Source organism: Pseudomonas sp. IT-P176 (assembly GCF_949767245.1).
Classification (GTDB): domain Bacteria; phylum Pseudomonadota; class Gammaproteobacteria; order Pseudomonadales; family Pseudomonadaceae; genus Aquipseudomonas.
Genome location: NZ_CATKPN010000112.1, coordinates 172,060 through 188,158, shown reverse-complemented (window position 1 = coordinate 188,158; position 16,099 = coordinate 172,060). Strand labels below are relative to the sequence as shown.

At 63.1% G+C, this 16,099-nt stretch carries 10 protein-coding genes; 5 read left to right on the top strand and 5 right to left on the bottom strand.

The window, feature by feature from the left end; all coding sequences use genetic code 11:
* Window positions 1-11: 11 nt before the first annotated feature.
* Genes ACM6IP_RS25975 through ACM6IP_RS25960 form a run of 4 tightly spaced genes read right to left on the bottom strand, consistent with a single transcriptional unit; the run spans window position 12 to window position 5,471 of the window.
* Window positions 12-1,067: a TauD/TfdA family dioxygenase gene (locus ACM6IP_RS25975; protein ID WP_414862597.1), complete on the bottom strand. Its 1,056-nt coding sequence runs from the start codon at window positions 1,065-1,067 to the stop codon at window positions 12-14.
* Entirely contained in the window at window positions 1,067-4,498 is a 3,432-nt protein-coding gene (locus ACM6IP_RS25970) for a condensation domain-containing protein (RefSeq protein ID WP_414862596.1), read from the bottom strand. The genes ACM6IP_RS25975 and ACM6IP_RS25970 overlap by 1 nt, the downstream gene beginning before the upstream one ends.
* A complete protein-coding gene (locus tag ACM6IP_RS25965) occupies window positions 4,495-5,253 on the bottom strand; it encodes a thioesterase II family protein (protein WP_257792324.1) in 759 nt (252 codons plus the stop codon). Before ACM6IP_RS25965 ends, ACM6IP_RS25970 begins: the two co-directional genes overlap by 4 nt.
* Window positions 5,250-5,471 (bottom strand): MbtH family protein, encoded by a 222-nt coding sequence (locus tag ACM6IP_RS25960; protein WP_269467581.1) that lies wholly within the window; start codon window positions 5,469-5,471, stop codon window positions 5,250-5,252. Before ACM6IP_RS25960 ends, ACM6IP_RS25965 begins: the two co-directional genes overlap by 4 nt.
* A gap of 215 nt (window positions 5,472-5,686) precedes the next feature.
* On the opposite strand from ACM6IP_RS25960, the gene ACM6IP_RS25955 reads away from it, so the two are divergent.
* Window positions 5,687-6,205, top strand: coding sequence for an RNA polymerase factor sigma-70 (locus ACM6IP_RS25955; protein ID WP_095168290.1), 519 nt, complete (start codon window positions 5,687-5,689; stop codon window positions 6,203-6,205).
* 147 nt (window positions 6,206-6,352) lie between these two features.
* Here the strand turns inward: ACM6IP_RS25955 and ACM6IP_RS25950 are convergent, their stop codons facing one another.
* A complete protein-coding gene (locus ACM6IP_RS25950) occupies window positions 6,353-7,609 on the bottom strand; it encodes an amino acid permease (protein WP_095168291.1) in 1,257 nt (418 codons plus the stop codon).
* 376 nt (window positions 7,610-7,985) lie between these two features.
* Here ACM6IP_RS25950 and mexE point away from each other — a divergent pair, with 376 nt between their 5' ends.
* The 4 genes from mexE to ACM6IP_RS25930 all read left to right on the top strand — a co-directional run bounded on the left by mexE (window position 7,986) and on the right by ACM6IP_RS25930 (window position 16,090).
* Entirely contained in the window at window positions 7,986-9,236 is a 1,251-nt protein-coding gene (gene mexE, locus ACM6IP_RS25945; RefSeq protein ID WP_095168293.1) for a multidrug efflux RND transporter periplasmic adaptor subunit MexE, read from the top strand.
* A 15-nt stretch (window positions 9,237-9,251) separates the two neighbouring features.
* Window positions 9,252-12,431: an efflux RND transporter permease subunit gene (locus ACM6IP_RS25940; RefSeq protein ID WP_095168295.1), complete on the top strand. Its 3,180-nt coding sequence runs from the start codon at window positions 9,252-9,254 to the stop codon at window positions 12,429-12,431.
* Window positions 12,428-13,849, top strand: a complete 1,422-nt coding sequence (locus ACM6IP_RS25935; RefSeq protein WP_095168296.1) for an efflux transporter outer membrane subunit — start codon at window positions 12,428-12,430, stop codon at window positions 13,847-13,849. Before ACM6IP_RS25940 ends, ACM6IP_RS25935 begins: the two co-directional genes overlap by 4 nt.
* A 1,341-nt stretch (window positions 13,850-15,190) precedes the next feature.
* Window positions 15,191-16,090 (top strand): bestrophin family protein, encoded by a 900-nt coding sequence (locus ACM6IP_RS25930; protein WP_414862595.1) that lies wholly within the window; start codon window positions 15,191-15,193, stop codon window positions 16,088-16,090.
* Window positions 16,091-16,099: the final 9 nt, after the last annotated feature.

Below are 16,099 nucleotides of genomic sequence, written 5' to 3'. Positions count from 1 at the left end.
GTAGGGGAACCTCAATCGAGTGCCAGGTCGGCGCTTTTCTGCGCAATTGCCATCGCGGTGAGAATCTTGCGCGGGCCAGTGAATGCATTACGGGCGTGCAGCGACAGCATGTTGTCCAGCAGGACCACGTCGCCTTGGTGCCAGGGGAATTCGACCATCACGTCGCGGTAAGCCTGTTGCAGGTGGCGGATGGTTGCGTCGGGGATCACTGCGCCGTCGCCAAAGAAGGTGTTCTGCGGCAGATCGTCGGGGGCGAACTCGGTGATCAATGCCGCGCGCAGGGTTTCCGGCAGGGTCAGGGCGTTGAAGAACGTGCCATGGTTGAACCACAGCTCTTCGCCGCTGCGCGGGTGGCGGACGATGGCTGGCCCCACCTGGCGGGTGCGCAGGCGGTTGCCGCTCTTCCACTGCGGTTCGATACCGATGCGCGCGCAATACGCCTCGACTTCCGCCCGGTCCTCGCTCTGGAACACGGTCTGCCAGGGCAGGCCCATACCGTCGCCGTAGTTGCGCACGTACATGATCCGGCGCTGGCGGAATTCCTCGCGCACGGCCGGGTCGATGCGTTGTAACAATGCGCGGGTATCGCCCAAGGGGGTTTCGCCACCGGTCAGCGACGGCAGGTCGCAATAGAAGTACAGGTGCAGCGGAAACACCGGCGAATAGGAATGCTCGTTGTGGGGGAAAATCCGTTCATTGCTCGGATAATCGGTGGAGCTGTAGATATTGAACTGGCGGGTCACCTGGGTCCGTGGCGAGGCCCGGAACAGGTACTCGAGCGCCCCGCCGGAGATCGCCTGGACGCAGCGGTCGAAGCCATCGATGCCATCCACATCAAATCCGCGCAGGAGGATCGCGCCGTGTTCCAGCAGTCGCGCCTCGATCAGCTCGCGGTGCTGCCCCAGCCATTCCCCCAGGTCGGTGCCGGCGAACCGTGGCCGACACAGCAGTGGCAGCGTGTGCCCTTCGAGCAGGGGCGTGAACACCACCCGCTCCTCCTGGCTGGCGGTGATGCTTCTGCGTGCCCGACCCATGGTCGGCAGTGCGGTGACTTTAACCTCGCTCATCATTGCTCCTGGACACTGTGCGGTTGAGTGGACGGCTGCGCTGCGCGCCGGCGCATCGGGCGCTGGCTGGCGAGCAGGGTCTGGCGCTGCTGGCTATCCACCGCCCGTGCTTCGCGCCGCACCTGGGCGGCCGCTTCCAGCAGGTCGGCCTGGGTCAACGCAGCCTTGCCCAGCCAGCAGTGCAGTACGGCTCGGATCTGCGCGAACAGCTGGGAAATTTCACCAGGCTGGAACAGCCCTTCGGGCATTTCGAAACGCGCTTCGAGGCGGCTGGCACTGCTGTAGAAACCGAGGATCAGGTCCAGCTCGGCAGCCTGTTGGCCGGCGTCGAACCCTTGCACGCGCACATCGCGCAGACGCGGCAGCGGTGGCTCGCCTTCCTGGTAATTGAGCTTGATGCTGAAGAACGGCGAGCGACCGGCCCGACGCGGCGGGCGCAGCGCTTCCACCAGTTGCTCGAAGGGCAAATCCTGGTGCCCTGCGGCGCCCAGCACTACGCCCCGGCACTGCTCCAGCAGGGCATCGGTGCTGGCGGCCAGGTCCAGATCAACCTGCAGCACCAACTGATTGATGAAAAACCCTACCAACGGCTCTGTGGCCGGATGACTGCGGTTGGCGATGTCGCTGCCCAGGCGGATACGCAACTGGCCGCTCTGCTCGCGCAGGCTGACCGCGAACGCCCCCAGCAGCAGCATGAACGGCGTGACTGCGCGTGCCCTGGCGAAGTCACGCAAGGCGCTGGTCTGCACGGCACTGAAGGTGAAGTGTTCGCCGACGGCCATCGCCTGCTTGTTGCGGGGCCGCTGCCCGTGCAGCTCCAGCCAGCTATGCTCGCCGGCCAACGCTTGATGCCAGTAAGCCAACTGCCGGGCATGCTCGGGACCGGCCAACAGCTGGCGCTGCCAGCGGGCAAAGTCGCCATAGCCCACGGTCAACGCTGGCAGTTGCGCGTCGATGCCGGCCAACCGGGCGGTGTAGAGCACTTCCAGTTCATCCACCAGGTTGCGCATTGACCAGCCATCCACCGCGATGTGATGGGTGGTCAGCAACAGCACGTGCTCGCGCTGATCCAGACGCAGCACGCACACCCGCTGCAGGGGCCCGGTGCTCAGGTCGAACGGTTGCCGGGCATGCGCGGCGGCGCGCTGGCGAGCTTGGGCCAGACGCTGCTCGGGCGACAGCTCGGACAGATCCTCAATGGCAAATTCCAGCGCCAGGGTCTCCTGCAGCAGCAGGCGCACACCCTCGCCCTGCGCAGCAAAGGTGGTGCGCAACACCCCATGGCGCTGCTGCAGCGCGCCGAACGCAGCACGTAGCGCATCGACGTCCAGCGGGCCACGCAGGTGCAGCGCCAGCGGCACGTTGTACACCGAGCTGCGGGGGTCCAACTGCCAGGCGAACCACAAGCGCTCCTGGGCAAAGGACGGCAGCAGTTCGTCAGTCACGCTGGGGCTCAGGACAGGCTGGGTGTGGCCGGCAACGGCCTCGGCCAGAGATGTTGCAAAGCCAGCCAGCTCGGGGTGGTCGAACACGCTCGCCAGCGCCAGGTTCACCCCCAGGCGCTCACGCAGGCGTCCGACAATCTGCGCGGCAGCAATGGAGTTGCCGCCCAGGGCAAAGAAGTTGTCGTCGCAAAAAATCTCATCTTGTCCCAGCACCTCGGCCCAGACCGCCGCGACCAGTCGCTGCTGATCGTCAACCAAGGCCTGGCCCTCGCGCACCAGCGGCTGGTCGTTGCGCCGCAGGTGGAAGCAGTCCAGCTCCGCGCGTTCGAGCATCTGCCGGCAGGCGGAGCGTTGCAGTTTGCCGCTGGAGGTCTTGGGCAGTTCGCCGGGGTTGAGCAAGGCAATCCATACCGGCGTCTGCTGACAAACCTCCGCCACGACTCGGTCGATCTGCGCACACAGTTGTGCAGCGCTGATCTTGCGTTGGGTGGTGCGACCGATCTCGACCGCGATCCCGATACCCTCGCCGTCAGCCTGCTCGACCACGAATGCCGTGACCCGGCCCTTGCGCGCGCCTTCGACGTTGTATTCGACGGCGCGCTCAAGGTCCTGCGGGTAAATATTCTGGCCACGGACAATGATCATGTCCTTGAGGCGCCCGGTGATGAACAAGCGGTTGCCGCGCAGGAAACCCAGGTCGCCGGTCCGCAGCCACGTGCGCCCTTCGCGGCTGACAAATGTCCGCGCGCTCGCCTGCGGGTTGCGCCAGTAGCCACGAGCGACGCTGTCGCCACTGGTCCAGATCTCGCCGATATGGCTGTCCGGCTGGATGTCGCCGGTGTGCGGATCCACCAGCATCACCTGCAGCCCTTCGTGCAGGATGCCGCTGCTGACCAGCAAGCTGCCCTGCCCCGGTTCGGCGCGGTGTTCGCCCAGCGCATGGCTGTCGAAACTGGCACTGACGAAGTGCTCCGCAGCGGTGGTACCGGCGACGAACAGGGTGGCCTCGGCCAGCCCATAGCACGGCAAGAACGCCGCCGGCTTGAACCCGCAAGGCGCGAAGTGCTGGGCGAAGGCTTGCAGGCTGTCCTGGCGCACCGGCTCGGAACCGGAAAACAGCACGCGCAGGCAGCTCAGGTCGAGCTTGGCCAGCACGCTTTGATTGACCCGCTCGGCGGCCAGGCGGAAGGCAAAGTCCGGGGCACCGCTGTGGCTCGCGCGATAGTCACTGATCGCTTCGAGCCAACGCGCAGGCCGCTCGACGAAGTGCCGCGGCGACATCAGGACCAGGCTCGCGCCCCGATAGACCGAGAGCAACAGACAGCCGATCAGCCCCATGTCGTGGTACAGCGGCAGCCAACTGACGAAGGTGTCGTCTTCACGCAGGTCGAAGCAACCGAGCATCATCTGTTCGTTCGCGACCAGGTTGCCGTGGCTGACTTCCACGCCCTTGGGGGTCGCGGTGGAGCCGGAGGTGTATTGCAGGAAGGCAATGTCCTCGTTGGCCGGTTGCCGCACCGGCCAGTTGGCGCTGCCCTGCAGTGTCGATGCATCCAGCGCGTCGACCGACAGGGTGGTCGGCAACCTCTGGGCGAAGGCCTGTACCAGCGACTCGCGCAGATGCTCCTCGGTCAGCACCAGGCTTGGCTGGGCATCGTCGAGGATCGAGCGCACCCGGCTCAGTTCGTACTGGCGCAACGACTCGGGCGGCAATGCCGGCACGGCGATGATGCCTGCGTACAGGCAGGCGTAGAACGACACCACATAGCTCGGACCGCTCTGCATCAGCAACAGCGCCCGCTCACCGACGCCGGCATGGCGTGACAGCACTGCCGCCAGCTCACGGGCCCGGCGGTCGAGCTCGGCATAGGTCAGCGTCAGGCGCTGCGCTTCGCCGTCGAGGAGAAAATGCACCGCCGGCTTGTCACCGCGCCGCACCGCGTGCGCGCTCAGCGCGTCAACCAGAGACGTATGGAGGACTGTCATGTCGCACCTTTGCAAAGAAAGTGAGAGTCAGGGCGCACAGCGGCAGCGCCAGGCAACGTGGCCGCCAGGCAGGCAATCAGGTGGTCGAGCACCGCCCGCTCCTGCTCCTGGATGAAGAAGTGACCACCGGCGAACAGTTCGAGACTGAAACCTGCACCGGCATGCTCGCGCCAGGCCAGCAGTTGCGCCTGGCTGGCACGATCCTCAGTGCCGGCCAGCACATGCACCGGACACTGCAGGGGCGCCGTCGGCTGATAGCGATAGCGGCCGCACAGCAGGAAGTCGGCACGCAGCACAGGCAGCGCCAGACGCATCAGTTCGGGGTCTTGCAGGGCCTCGATAGGCGTGCCTTGCAGGGAGGCCAACTCGGCCATCAGTTGCTCATCGCCCAGGGGTTGGCGAAAGCGCAGGTAGTCGCGGTGCGCGGGGGCCGAGCCGCCAGACACCAGCAATGCACGAGGCGCCGGCAAGCCCTGCGCACGCAGGGCACAGGCCAGTTCGAACGCCAGCAGCGAGCCCATGCTGTGGCCGAACAGCGCGTAATGCCGATAGGTTTCACCGCGCAGCTCGCGGGCCAGTTGCGCGGCCAGGTCGACCAGGTCGCTCGCCAGCGGCTCGCCGGCACGACTGCCCCGCCCCGGCAGCTCGAGCGGACGAATGTCCAGCCAGGCCGGTGCGCTACGACGCCAGCGTGCATAGCTCATAGCACTGGCGCCCGCATAGGGCAGGCAGAACAGGGTCAGCAAAACGCTCACCGGCCGGCCTGCCCGTCCATGTGCTGACGCAGGCTGAGGGGGCGCATGTCGGTCCAGACCGACTCGATGTAGTCCAGGCAGTCTTGCTTCAGACCGCTTTTCCCCGCCTCACGCCAGCCCGCAGGCACTGCCTTGTAGTCGGGCCACAGCGAATACTGCTCCTCTGCGTTGACCAGTACTTTGAACGTTGCATCTTCGCGGTCGAAAGCCATTTGCAATTCCTCGATCTGTGGAGTCAATGCGAGGGGCATGACGCCCTGTCTCGCGGTTTCCTAGATCGACGAATGACAGAGAAATAACTTCAGACGGTGCTTTTGCGGCCTTGGATCATAACCAGGTGGAGATTGATTTAGGGAGTTGTTGCAAATAGTTCTTAATAGTATTAGATTTTTCACCCTCGCTGGCGTACTACCAAGAATTCATCAGGTGCCTCATGCAAAAAATCGATGCAGCCAGAAATGGTTCCCCCTTGCTTGAGGTGTTTTATGACCAGCGTTCACGCCTGATCGGTCTCGCAGCCCGGATCACCGGGTGCCGCAGTCACGCCGAAGACATCGTTCATGAAGCCTTCATGAAGGTCGACGATGCGGGTGACAACGAGCAGATCCGGTCCCAGGCGTCCTACCTCACCCGCGTCGTGCGCAACCTGTCGATCGACCATTACCGTCGCCGCCAGTTCGAGGAACGCCTGATATGCCAGGACAGCGATAGCAACGAGGCGCCTGCGCACCACGCCGAGACTCCGGAAGCCCTGGTTTCCGACCAGCAACTGCTGGAGCGGGTATGCGGCGCACTGGCCGACCTTCCCGAGCGCACCCGCTACGTATTCGAGATGTGCCGGATCCATGGCATGAAGCAGAAGGACATCGCCAGGGACCTCGGCGTGTCCGCGCCCCTGGTCAGCGCAATGATCCGCGAAGCCCTGCTGCATTGCCGGGAAAAAGCCCTCTAGCGGTATTGCCAATTCCAATGAACGTCCTGCGGCCGTTGACGCAGCCTCGCGCTGCTCGACAGCGGCTACTGATGTGTCTCGCGCAAAAACAACAACGCCCCGACAGGTCGGGGCGTTTTTTATCTCAACTGGCGTAGCCGCAAAACCCTACCAGCTGGCAGGCAACCAACCCAGTGCCGCGCAGATGGCGTAGGCCATGCTGATCAGGTACAGCACCACCACCGTGACCTGGATCAGCGGATGGGCAATCCAGCCGCATTGCCAGGCCGGGACGATGTCGCCGTTCTTGCGTGCCGAGCGTAGCATCAGGATCGGCATGATCGACAGGATCACCCCGCTGAAAACCCCGGCAAAGTACAAGGCGCTGACGAAGCCGACCATGCCGCTGTAGGCCAGGATAAACGGCGGCACGCAGACAATGGCCAAGACCATCAGGCGGGTCTTGGGGTTGCTCTCCGAACCCAGGCTCTGGAACTTGTCGAAGATGTTGGTCAGGAAGCTGCCACCCAGGCCCCAGTAGGACGTCATCATCGCGCACAGGGCAAAGGTGTTGGCGGTGTAGAACGCCCACTGCCCCAGCGCCTGGCCCCAGGCCAGGGTCGCGACTTCACTCTGGTTTTCCAGACCGGTCAGGGCGATCACCGACATCGGCACCATCGCCAGCAAAATAAAGGTAATCAGCATCCCGGTGATCACCGCCAGCGGCAGGCGCTTGGGTGCGTGGCTGAAACCACGCGCCATTTCCGGGACCACGTACTGGGCCGAGAAACAGAACACGGCAATGTTGAACACCGGGATCATGTAGACCCAATCGCCTTCCAGCAGGTTGGCAAACCGGGTGTTGTCGTGGACCAGCGTGGCAATGACCAGCACCAGGGTCATGCTGAGCATGCCGATGCTGATGAACTTCTCACCCTTGCCGATGGCCTTCAGGCCCAGGTACAGCACCAGCGCTGCAGGCAGGAAGAACAGCAGGCTGCCGAGTGCCGGGCTGATCCCGAAAAACTCGCTGAGCACCTTGCCGCTGCCGCTCATGTAGGCCACGAGCGCGCCGATGCTGTTGACCGCTACCGAGAGGAAAATCGCCCAGGCCCCGAAGGAGCCGACGTAGCGCTGGGCCAGGCCACTCAATTGGTGGTGACGGCGGGTGCGCAAGGCGGTTTCCGAGACATACAGCATGGAGATGGTGGTGAAGATGCCGGCGACCGCCAGCCAGAACAGCAACGGCATGTAGCCGGCCTTGCGGCTGGCGTAGGCCATCGACAGCACGCCGGCGCCGATGTTGGTGCCGACAATCATTGCCACCGCCTCGACGAAGGTCAGGCGTTTGACTTCCAGCCCGGAAGACTCGGCATGGCTCGCCTCGTGTGGCTCGTCGGCCACGGCGTAAGGGGTCTTGCTCATGAACAATTCTCGCTATTTATAGTTATTGCAGAATCCACGCAGCGTTCGTCATCAAAGCACTGCATGCAGTAAAACCTTGAACGGCGCGCAAAATATCACACATGGTGTTCGGAATAACACTCATGAGAGCTTATTCATTGGTCTAAGATGCCCGGATTAGAGCGTTTACTGCTTTCAGGGGGCTGGCCAGGGGCGGGGTTTGAGGGCTGTGGCGCCATCAATGATATTGATAGCAACCTAACAAAAGCCTTAGGCTAGAGGGCTGCCCCGAGGCTTATATCATTCCGAATGATAGTTACCTTTGCTTCATTCGATTCGTGAGATAGAGACTCGCCGAGCATCATCCGCCCATCTCAATACATTGGCGGATCTATCCATGGAACAGTCTCTTAAACATTTGCGCTTGCCCCTGGCCGCCCTCGCCGTGCTGGTGATGAGCGCCTGCGGCAAGACCCCGGACTCGGCCGCCACCATGCCCGCCGCCAAAGTCAGCGTGGCCAAGGTGCTGGAACAACCGGTCAACGAGTGGGACGAATTCACCGGGCGCCTGGAAGCGCCGGAAACCGTGGAAATCCGCCCGCGCGTATCTGGCCAGATCGATGAAGTGGCTTTCACCGAAGGCGCCCTGGTGAAAAAAGGCGACCTGCTGTTCCAGATCGATCCGCGTCCGTTCCAGGCTGAGGTCCGCCGCCTCGAAGCCTTGGTTGCCCAAGGCCGTGCCAATGCCACCCGCAGCGAAAACGAAGCCCAGCGCGGCGAGCGCCTGCGCACCAGCAACGCGATCTCGGCGGAGCTCGCCGACTCGCGCACCAGTGCCGCCCAGGAAGCCCGCGCCGCAGTGGGCGCGATCCAGGCGCAACTGGACCTGGCCCGACTGAACCTGAGCTTCACCCGTGTTACCGCGCCCATCAGTGGCCGCGTCAGCCGTGCCGAAATCACCGCCGGCAACCTGGTGACCGCCGATGTCACGCCGCTGACCAGCGTGGTTTCCACCGACAAGGTCTACGCCTACTTCGACGCCGACGAGCGAGTGTTCCTCAAGTACAGCCAGCTGGCTCGCCAGGGTCAGCGTGGCCAGACCACTCCGGTGTACCTGGGCCTGTCCAACGAAGACGGCAACCCGCACCAGGGCCAGATGAACTTCATGGACAACCAGGTCAACCCCAAGACCGGCACCATTCGTGGTCGTGCGGTGTTCGACAACAGCAAGGGCGAATACACCCCCGGCCTCTACGCACGCCTGAAGCTGGTGGGCAGTGGCACCTACTCGGCGGTGCTGATCACCGACGAAGCGGTGGGAACCGACCTGGGCAAGAAGTTCGTACTGGTGATGGACGGCGACAAGTCGGTGTACCGCGCCGTCGAGCTGGGGCCGAAGATCGAAGGCCTGCGCATCGTGCGCAGTGGCCTGAACAAGGACGACACGATCATCGTCAAGGGTTTGCAACGGGTGCGCCCAGGCTCGCCGGTCACCCCTGAAGTGGTGCAGATGGCCAGCCAGGCAACCCTCGCCGCCCTCGCCCAACAACGCCAGGCGCTTGAAGCCAGCAACCTGCCCCAAGTCGCGCCTGCCAAGGGTGCGCCGGGTACGGCTGTGAAGCTCGCTGCTGCGACTCCACGCGGTTAAGGGATACAGACTCCAATGAATTTTTCCCAGTTCTTCATTTCACGGCCGATCTTCGCCGCCGTGCTGTCGCTGCTGATCCTGATCGCCGGCAGCATCTCGCTGTTCCAGTTGCCGATCAGCGAATACCCGGAAGTGGTACCGCCGACCGTGGTGGTGCGCGCCAACTTCCCCGGCGCCAACCCCAAGGTCATCGGTGAAACCGTCGCAGCCCCGCTGGAACAAGCCATCACTGGCGTCGAGAACATGCTGTACATGTCCTCGCAGTCCACCGCCGACGGCAAGATCACCCTGACCATCACCTTTGCCCTGGGCACCGACCTGGACAACGCCCAGGTGCAGGTGCAGAACCGCGTCACCCGTACCGAGCCCAAGCTGCCGGAAGAAGTGACCCGGATCGGCATCACGGTGGACAAGGCCTCGCCCGACCTGACCATGGTCGTGCACCTGACCTCGCCGGACAAACGCTACGACATGCTCTACCTGTCCAACTACGCCCTGCTCAACATCAAGGATGAGCTGGCGCGCCTGGGCGGTGTCGGTGACGTGCAGCTGTTCGGCATGGGCGACTACTCGCTGCGGGTCTGGCTTGATCCGAACAAGACCGCTTCGCGCAACCTGACCGCGACCGACGTGGTCACCGCGATTCGCGAACAGAACCGCCAGGTGGCCGCCGGTGCCCTGGGTGCGCCGCCCGCACCGAATGCCACCGCGTTCCAGCTCTCGGTCAATACCCAGGGCCGCCTGGTCAGCGAGGAAGAGTTCGAGAACATCATCATTCGCGCTGGCGACGACGGTGAAATCACCCGTCTGAAGGACATCGCCCGAATCGAGCTGGGGTCCAGCCAATACGCCCTGCGCTCGCTGCTGAACAACGACCCGGCGGTGGCGATCCCGATCTTCCAGCGTCCGGGCTCCAACGCCATCGAAATCTCCAACCAGGTTCGCGAGAAAATGGCGGAGCTGAAGAAGAACTTCCCTGAAGGCATGGACTTCAGCATCGTCTATGACCCGACGATCTTCGTCCGTGGCTCCATCGAAGCGGTGGTGCACACCCTGTTCGAAGCACTGATCCTGGTAGTACTGGTGGTGATCCTGTTCCTGCAGACCTGGCGCGCCTCGATCATTCCGCTGGTGGCAGTACCGGTCTCGCTGATCGGCACATTTGCCGTGATGCACCTGTTCGGCTTCTCCCTCAACGCGCTGTCGCTGTTCGGCCTGGTGCTGGCCATCGGTATCGTGGTCGACGACGCCATCGTGGTGGTGGAAAACGTCGAACGTAACATTGGCCTGGGGCTGACACCGGTGGAAGCCACCAAGCGCGCCATGCGCGAAGTGACCGGCCCGATCATTGCCACGGCGCTGGTGCTGTGTGCGGTGTTTATCCCGGCCGCGTTCATCTCCGGCTTGACTGGGCAGTTCTATAAACAGTTCGCCCTGACCATTGCCATCTCGACCGTGATCTCGGCGTTCAACTCGCTGACCCTGTCGCCAGCGCTGGCTGCCGTGCTGCTCAAGAGTCATGACGCGCCGAAGGACCGCTTCTCACGGGTCCTGGACAGGTTGTTTGGTGGCTGGTTGTTCCGTCCGTTCAACCGCTTCTTCGACCGCGCCAGTCATGGTTATGTCGGCACCGTGACCCGGGTTATCCGCAGCAGCGGGATTGCCCTGGTCCTGTACGCCGGGCTGATGGTGCTGACCTTCTTCGGCTTCTCCAACACCCCTACCGGTTTTGTCCCGGCCCAGGACAAGCAGTACCTGGTGGCCTTCGCCCAGTTGCCGGATGCGGCGAGCCTGGACCGCACCGAAGAAGTGATCAAGCGCATGTCCGACATGGCGCTCAAGCAGCCGGGCGTGGAAGCCGCGGTGGCCTTCCCGGGCCTGTCGATCAACGGTTTCACCAACAGCCCCAACGCCGGGATCGTGTTCGTCACCCTCAAGCCCTTCGATGAACGCAAGGACCCGAGCCAGTCGGCCGGGGCGATTGCCGGCGCGTTGAATGGCCAATACGCCGACATCCAGGAAGCCTACATGGCGATCTTCCCACCGCCGCCGGTACAGGGCCTGGGCACCATCGGCGGGTTCCGCCTGCAGATCGAGGACCGCGGCAACCTGGGTTACGACGAGCTGTACAAAGAAACCATGAACATCATCAACAAGAGCCATAACGTGCCGGAACTGGCTGGCCTGTTCACCAGCTACACAGTGAACGTGCCCCAGGTCGATGCCGCCATCGACCGGGAAAAAGCCAAGACCCATGGCGTGGCCGTCAGTGACATCTTCGACACCCTGCAGATCTACCTGGGTTCGCTGTATGCCAACGACTTCAACCGCTTCGGTCGCACCTATCAAGTCAACGTCCAGGCCGAGCAACAGTTCCGCCTCGAACCGGACCAGATCGGCCAGCTGAAAGTGCGCAACAACAAAGGCGAGATGATCCCGCTGGCGACCTTCATCAAGGTCAGCGACACCTCGGGGCCGGACCGTGTGATGCACTACAACGGCTTCATCACCGCTGAAATCAACGGTGCCGCAGCCCCCGGCTACAGCTCCGGCCAGGCCGAACAAGCGATCGAAAAACTGCTCAAGGAAGAACTGCCCAACGGCATGACCTACGAGTGGACCGACCTGACCTACCAGCAGATTCTTTCTGGCAACACTGCGTTGTTCGTGTTCCCGCTGTGTGTGCTGCTGGCGTTCCTGGTGCTGGCGGCGCAATACGAGAGCTGGAGCCTACCCCTGGCGGTGATCCTGATCGTGCCGATGACCCTGCTGTCGGCCATTACCGGGGTGATCCTGTCCGGTGGCGACAACAACATCTTCACCCAGATCGGTTTGATCGTACTGGTGGGCCTGGCATGTAAGAACGCGATCCTGATCGTCGAGTTCGCCAAGGACAAGCAAGAGGAAGGCATGGACGCACTCAGCGCGGTGCTCGAAGCCTGCCGCCTGCGTCTGCGGCCGATCCTCATGACCTCCTTCGCCTTCATCATGGGCGTGGTGCCCCTGGTCTTCTCCAGCGGTGCCGGTGCCGAAATGCGTCACGCCATGGGCGTCGCGGTGTTCTCCGGGATGCTCGGGGTGACCTTCTTCGGCCTGTTGCTGACGCCGGTGTTCTACGTATTGATCCGCCGCTATGTCGAGCGCGGCGAAGCTCGCAAAGCGGCCAAGGCCCTGCCACTGGAGGCACAACCATGAGCCTGAAAGTCTTCCTGCCGAGCTTGCTGGTGCTGGCCCTGAGTGCCTGCGCCGTCGGCCCGGACTATAAGACCCCGGCGACGGAGGCGGCCAACATCACGGCCGCCACCGATGGCGCAAAGGGTCAGAAGAACTTCGACCGGGCCCGCTTCGAAGGCATCTGGTGGCAGCAGTTCGAGGACCCGATCCTCAACCAGTTGGTCAACACCTCGCTGCAGGGCAACCGCGATCTGCGGGTGGCGTTCGACCGCCTGCGGGCCGCCCGGGCGTTTCGCGATGACGTCAGCAATGACGCCATGCCAGTCGTGACCAGCCGCGTCAGCAGTGACCTGGCCAAGGGGCAGATCCCCGGCCAGACCACCGACCGGGTCAGCAGCGAGCGTTATGACCTGGGCCTGGACATGGCCTGGGAAATCGACCTGTTCGGACGTATCCAGCGCAATCTGGAAGCGGCCGACGCCGACACCCAGGTAGCCGCGGCCGACCTGTACCAACTGCAAGTCACCCTGATTGCCGAGTTGGTGGATGCCTACGGCCAGCTACGGGGTGCTCAACTGCGCGAGAAAATTGCCCTGGCCAACCTGGCGAACCAGCAGGAGTCGAGCAAGATCACCGTGACCCTGCGTGATGCCGGTGTCGGTGATCAATTGGACGTGGTGCGCGCCGATGCCCGCCTCGCGTCCGTGGAAGCCAGCGTGCCGCAATTGCAGGAAGTGCAGATCCGTCAGCGCAACCGCATCGCGACCTTGCTCGGCGAGCGCCCGGACAAACTCAGCGTCGACCTCAGCCCGGCCAGCCTGCCGGCCATTGCCAAGGCCTTGCCGATAGGCGATCCGGGCGAACTGTTGCAACGCCGGCCGGACATCCAGAGCGCCGAACGCAAGCTGGCGGCCGCCACCGCGCGCATCGGCGTGGCCAAGGCCGACCTGTTCCCGCGGGTCAGCCTCAGTGGCTTCCTGGGCTTTACCGCCGGACGCGGCTCGCAGATCGGCTCATCGGCCGCCAATGCCTGGGCGTTAGGCCCCAGCATCACCTGGGCGGCCTTTGACCTGGGCAGCGTGCGCGCGCGTTTGCGTGCCGCCGATGCCAATGCCGACGGCGCCCTGGCCAGCTACGAGCAGCAAGTGTTGCTGGCCCTGGAAGAGTCGGAAAACGCCTTCTCTGACTATGGCAAACGCCAGCAGCGGCTGATTTCGCTGATTCGCCAGAGCGAATCGAGCCGGGCCGCCGCTGACCTTGCAGAAATTCGCTACCGCGAAGGCACCGTCGATTTCCTGGTGCTGCTGGACGCCCAACGCGAACGCCTGGCTGCCGAAGACACCCAGGCCCAGGCCGAAGTCGACCTGTACCGTGGCATCGTGGCGATTTACAAAGCCCTGGGTGGCGGTTGGCAACCACAAACCGTCGCCAGCAACTAAGCTTAAACGTGCTCCTTTGGTTGGCCGCAACCAACCAATTTTTAGCCCCGCGTCTCATTCGGTCGCGGGGCTTTTTTTGGCCTGGGGATTGGTTGAATCAAACACTGCGCGAGGCTTTGGGCCGTTTTCGTGAGCGGGCTATCTCCCACAGTGAATCTGGCTGCCGGCAAATTTTGCGTATGGCCACCAAACCTGTGGGACTGGGCCGGCCTCATCGCGGCATAGGTATCTACACAACTTTGTGGCGGCCTCTGGGGGGTTGGATTAGGCGGAGTACATATCCATTTCTTCGGTAACGGCGTCCTATGGTTCCGCCTGACGGCGGCTCACTTTTGAACAGCCCAAAAGTAAGCAAAAGGCTCTTTCCCCACCACTCGGTGCCTCGCTTAGGCTCGGCATGCCCGTACTCCGACATTGATTTGGGGGGCCGCCGCAATGGGCCCTCCCTGGCCCAGTGCGGCTAAACCGGCGTCCTGCCGGTTTACCCCCCAAATCAATATCGGACTCCGGCCAGCGTGGTTAACGGGGCACCCAGGATCAAAAGCCAGAGCCAGAGCCAGAGCCAGAGCCAGAGCCAGAGCCAGAGCCAGAGCCAGAGCCAGAGCCAGATCAAAAGATGGCTGACTTCGTCAGCCTCTTGGGAAGTAGAAGCTACACCGCGCGTGCCCTAGCGATCAGGTCGGCTTTTAGGCCGCCTCGCTTTGCTTTTGATCCTGGGAGCCCCGTTAACCACGCTGGCCGAACGCAGGCTTGAAGCCGTGGGTAACCCGGCAGGACGCCGGTTTAGCCGCCCCGCGCCATGGATGGCGCGTGGCGGCGGCCCACGGATTCAAGCCGGAGTGAGGGCACACCGAGCCTAAGCGAGGTGCCAAGTGGTGGGGTAAGAGCCTTTTGCTTACTTTTGGGCTGTTCAAAAGTGAGCCGCCGTCAGGCGGAACCATAGGAGGCCGTTACCGAAGAAATGGATATGTACTCGGTCTAATCCAAAACCCTGGTGCAACATCGCACCACAGCTGTGTAGAAACCTATGCCCATCGCGGACAAGCCGCAAGCGGGCGCCCGCTCCCACAGGCCGAACGCCGTCCTGTGGAAGCGAGCCTACGCGCGAAAAACCTGAGAGCGCCGCGTTTATGCAGGAGCCGCGCGTCATCGTTGGCGTCCATCGCGGGCAAGCCCGCTCCCACAAGGATCTGGACGCGGCACATGGCGTAGATCGATCAGCCAAGTCAAAGCCATAGACAGCATCGATCACCCCGTCAGCCAGAGCAATTGGACAGGCTGCCTCCAGGCCTCTAGCCTTCAACCGCTGCCACAGCACGAAAACGGCTGAAGACCCCACTGATGATTGTCCGTCCCAAACCCAACCTGATCGGCATCCTGTTCTCCCTCAAGGGTTCGATTGCCAAGCGCATCGCCTTGCGCAGCCTGCTGGTGACGCTGCTGGCATCGGTCATTGTGCTGGTGGAAACCTGGCACCCCACGTACTTCTCCAAGGTCAATGCCACGCCTTTCACCCTGCTAGGGCTGTCGCTGTCGATTTTCATGAGCTTTCGCAACAACGCCTGTTATGACCGCTGGTGGGAAGGCCGCAAGCAATTGGGCCAGTTGATCATCGAGCTGCGTTCGCTGATCCGCGAAACCCAGGTGCTCAAGGACCCAGGTGAACGGGAACCGCTGCTGCGCGAACTCTGCGGTTTCGCCCATGGCCTGATTGCCCGGCTGCGGGTCGAAGACGAGGCTGCGGCAATCAGGCCATGGGCCGATGTCGAGGCCGACCTGCGCCATCCGAATCTAAGCGATCGCCTGCTGCAACACGTCGGCGCCCGTTGCTCACGCCTGGCCGAGCTGGGCCGGATCAGCGAATGGCGCTATACCCAGTTGGAAACCCGGCTGGTCAGCCTGAGCCAGGTACAGGCCGCTTGCGAGCGGATCAAAAGCACGCCCCTGCCCTTCCCCTATACCCTGCTGCTGCATCGGACCATCTACCTGTTCTGCATCCTCCTGCCCTTCGCCATGGCCGAACCGCTGGGCTGGCTGACGCCGGTGTTCACGGCCATCGTCAGCTACACCTTTTTTGGCCTGGACGAAATCGGCGACGACCTCGAAGATCCGTTCGGCTTCGATGAGAACGATCTGCCGTGCAATGCCCTGCTGCGCCTGATCGAGCGTGAAGTCCTGGCCGCCCTCGGCCACGACGAACTGCCCCCGGCCCTGGAGCCGGTCGACTACGTTTTAAACTAGGCGCGGGTT

What these genes read in the sequence shown, in the direction of transcription:
- ACM6IP_RS25950 (WP_095168291.1), bottom strand. Translation starts at nt 7,609, where the DNA reads ATGAGCAAGACCCCTTACGCCGTGGCCGACGAGCCACACGAGGCGAGC.
- ACM6IP_RS25975 (WP_414862597.1), bottom strand. Translation starts at nt 1,067, where the DNA reads ATGAGCGAGGTTAAAGTCACCGCACTGCCGACCATGGGTCGGGCACGC.
- ACM6IP_RS25940 (WP_095168295.1), top strand. Translation starts at nt 9,252, where the DNA reads ATGAATTTTTCCCAGTTCTTCATTTCACGGCCGATCTTCGCCGCCGTG.
- ACM6IP_RS25935 (WP_095168296.1), top strand. Translation starts at nt 12,428, where the DNA reads ATGAGCCTGAAAGTCTTCCTGCCGAGCTTGCTGGTGCTGGCCCTGAGT.
- mexE (WP_095168293.1), top strand. Translation starts at nt 7,986, where the DNA reads ATGGAACAGTCTCTTAAACATTTGCGCTTGCCCCTGGCCGCCCTCGCC.
- ACM6IP_RS25970 (WP_414862596.1), bottom strand. Translation starts at nt 4,498, where the DNA reads ATGACAGTCCTCCATACGTCTCTGGTTGACGCGCTGAGCGCGCACGCG.
- ACM6IP_RS25955 (WP_095168290.1), top strand. Translation starts at nt 5,687, where the DNA reads ATGCAAAAAATCGATGCAGCCAGAAATGGTTCCCCCTTGCTTGAGGTG.
- ACM6IP_RS25930 (WP_414862595.1), top strand. Translation starts at nt 15,191, where the DNA reads ATGATTGTCCGTCCCAAACCCAACCTGATCGGCATCCTGTTCTCCCTC.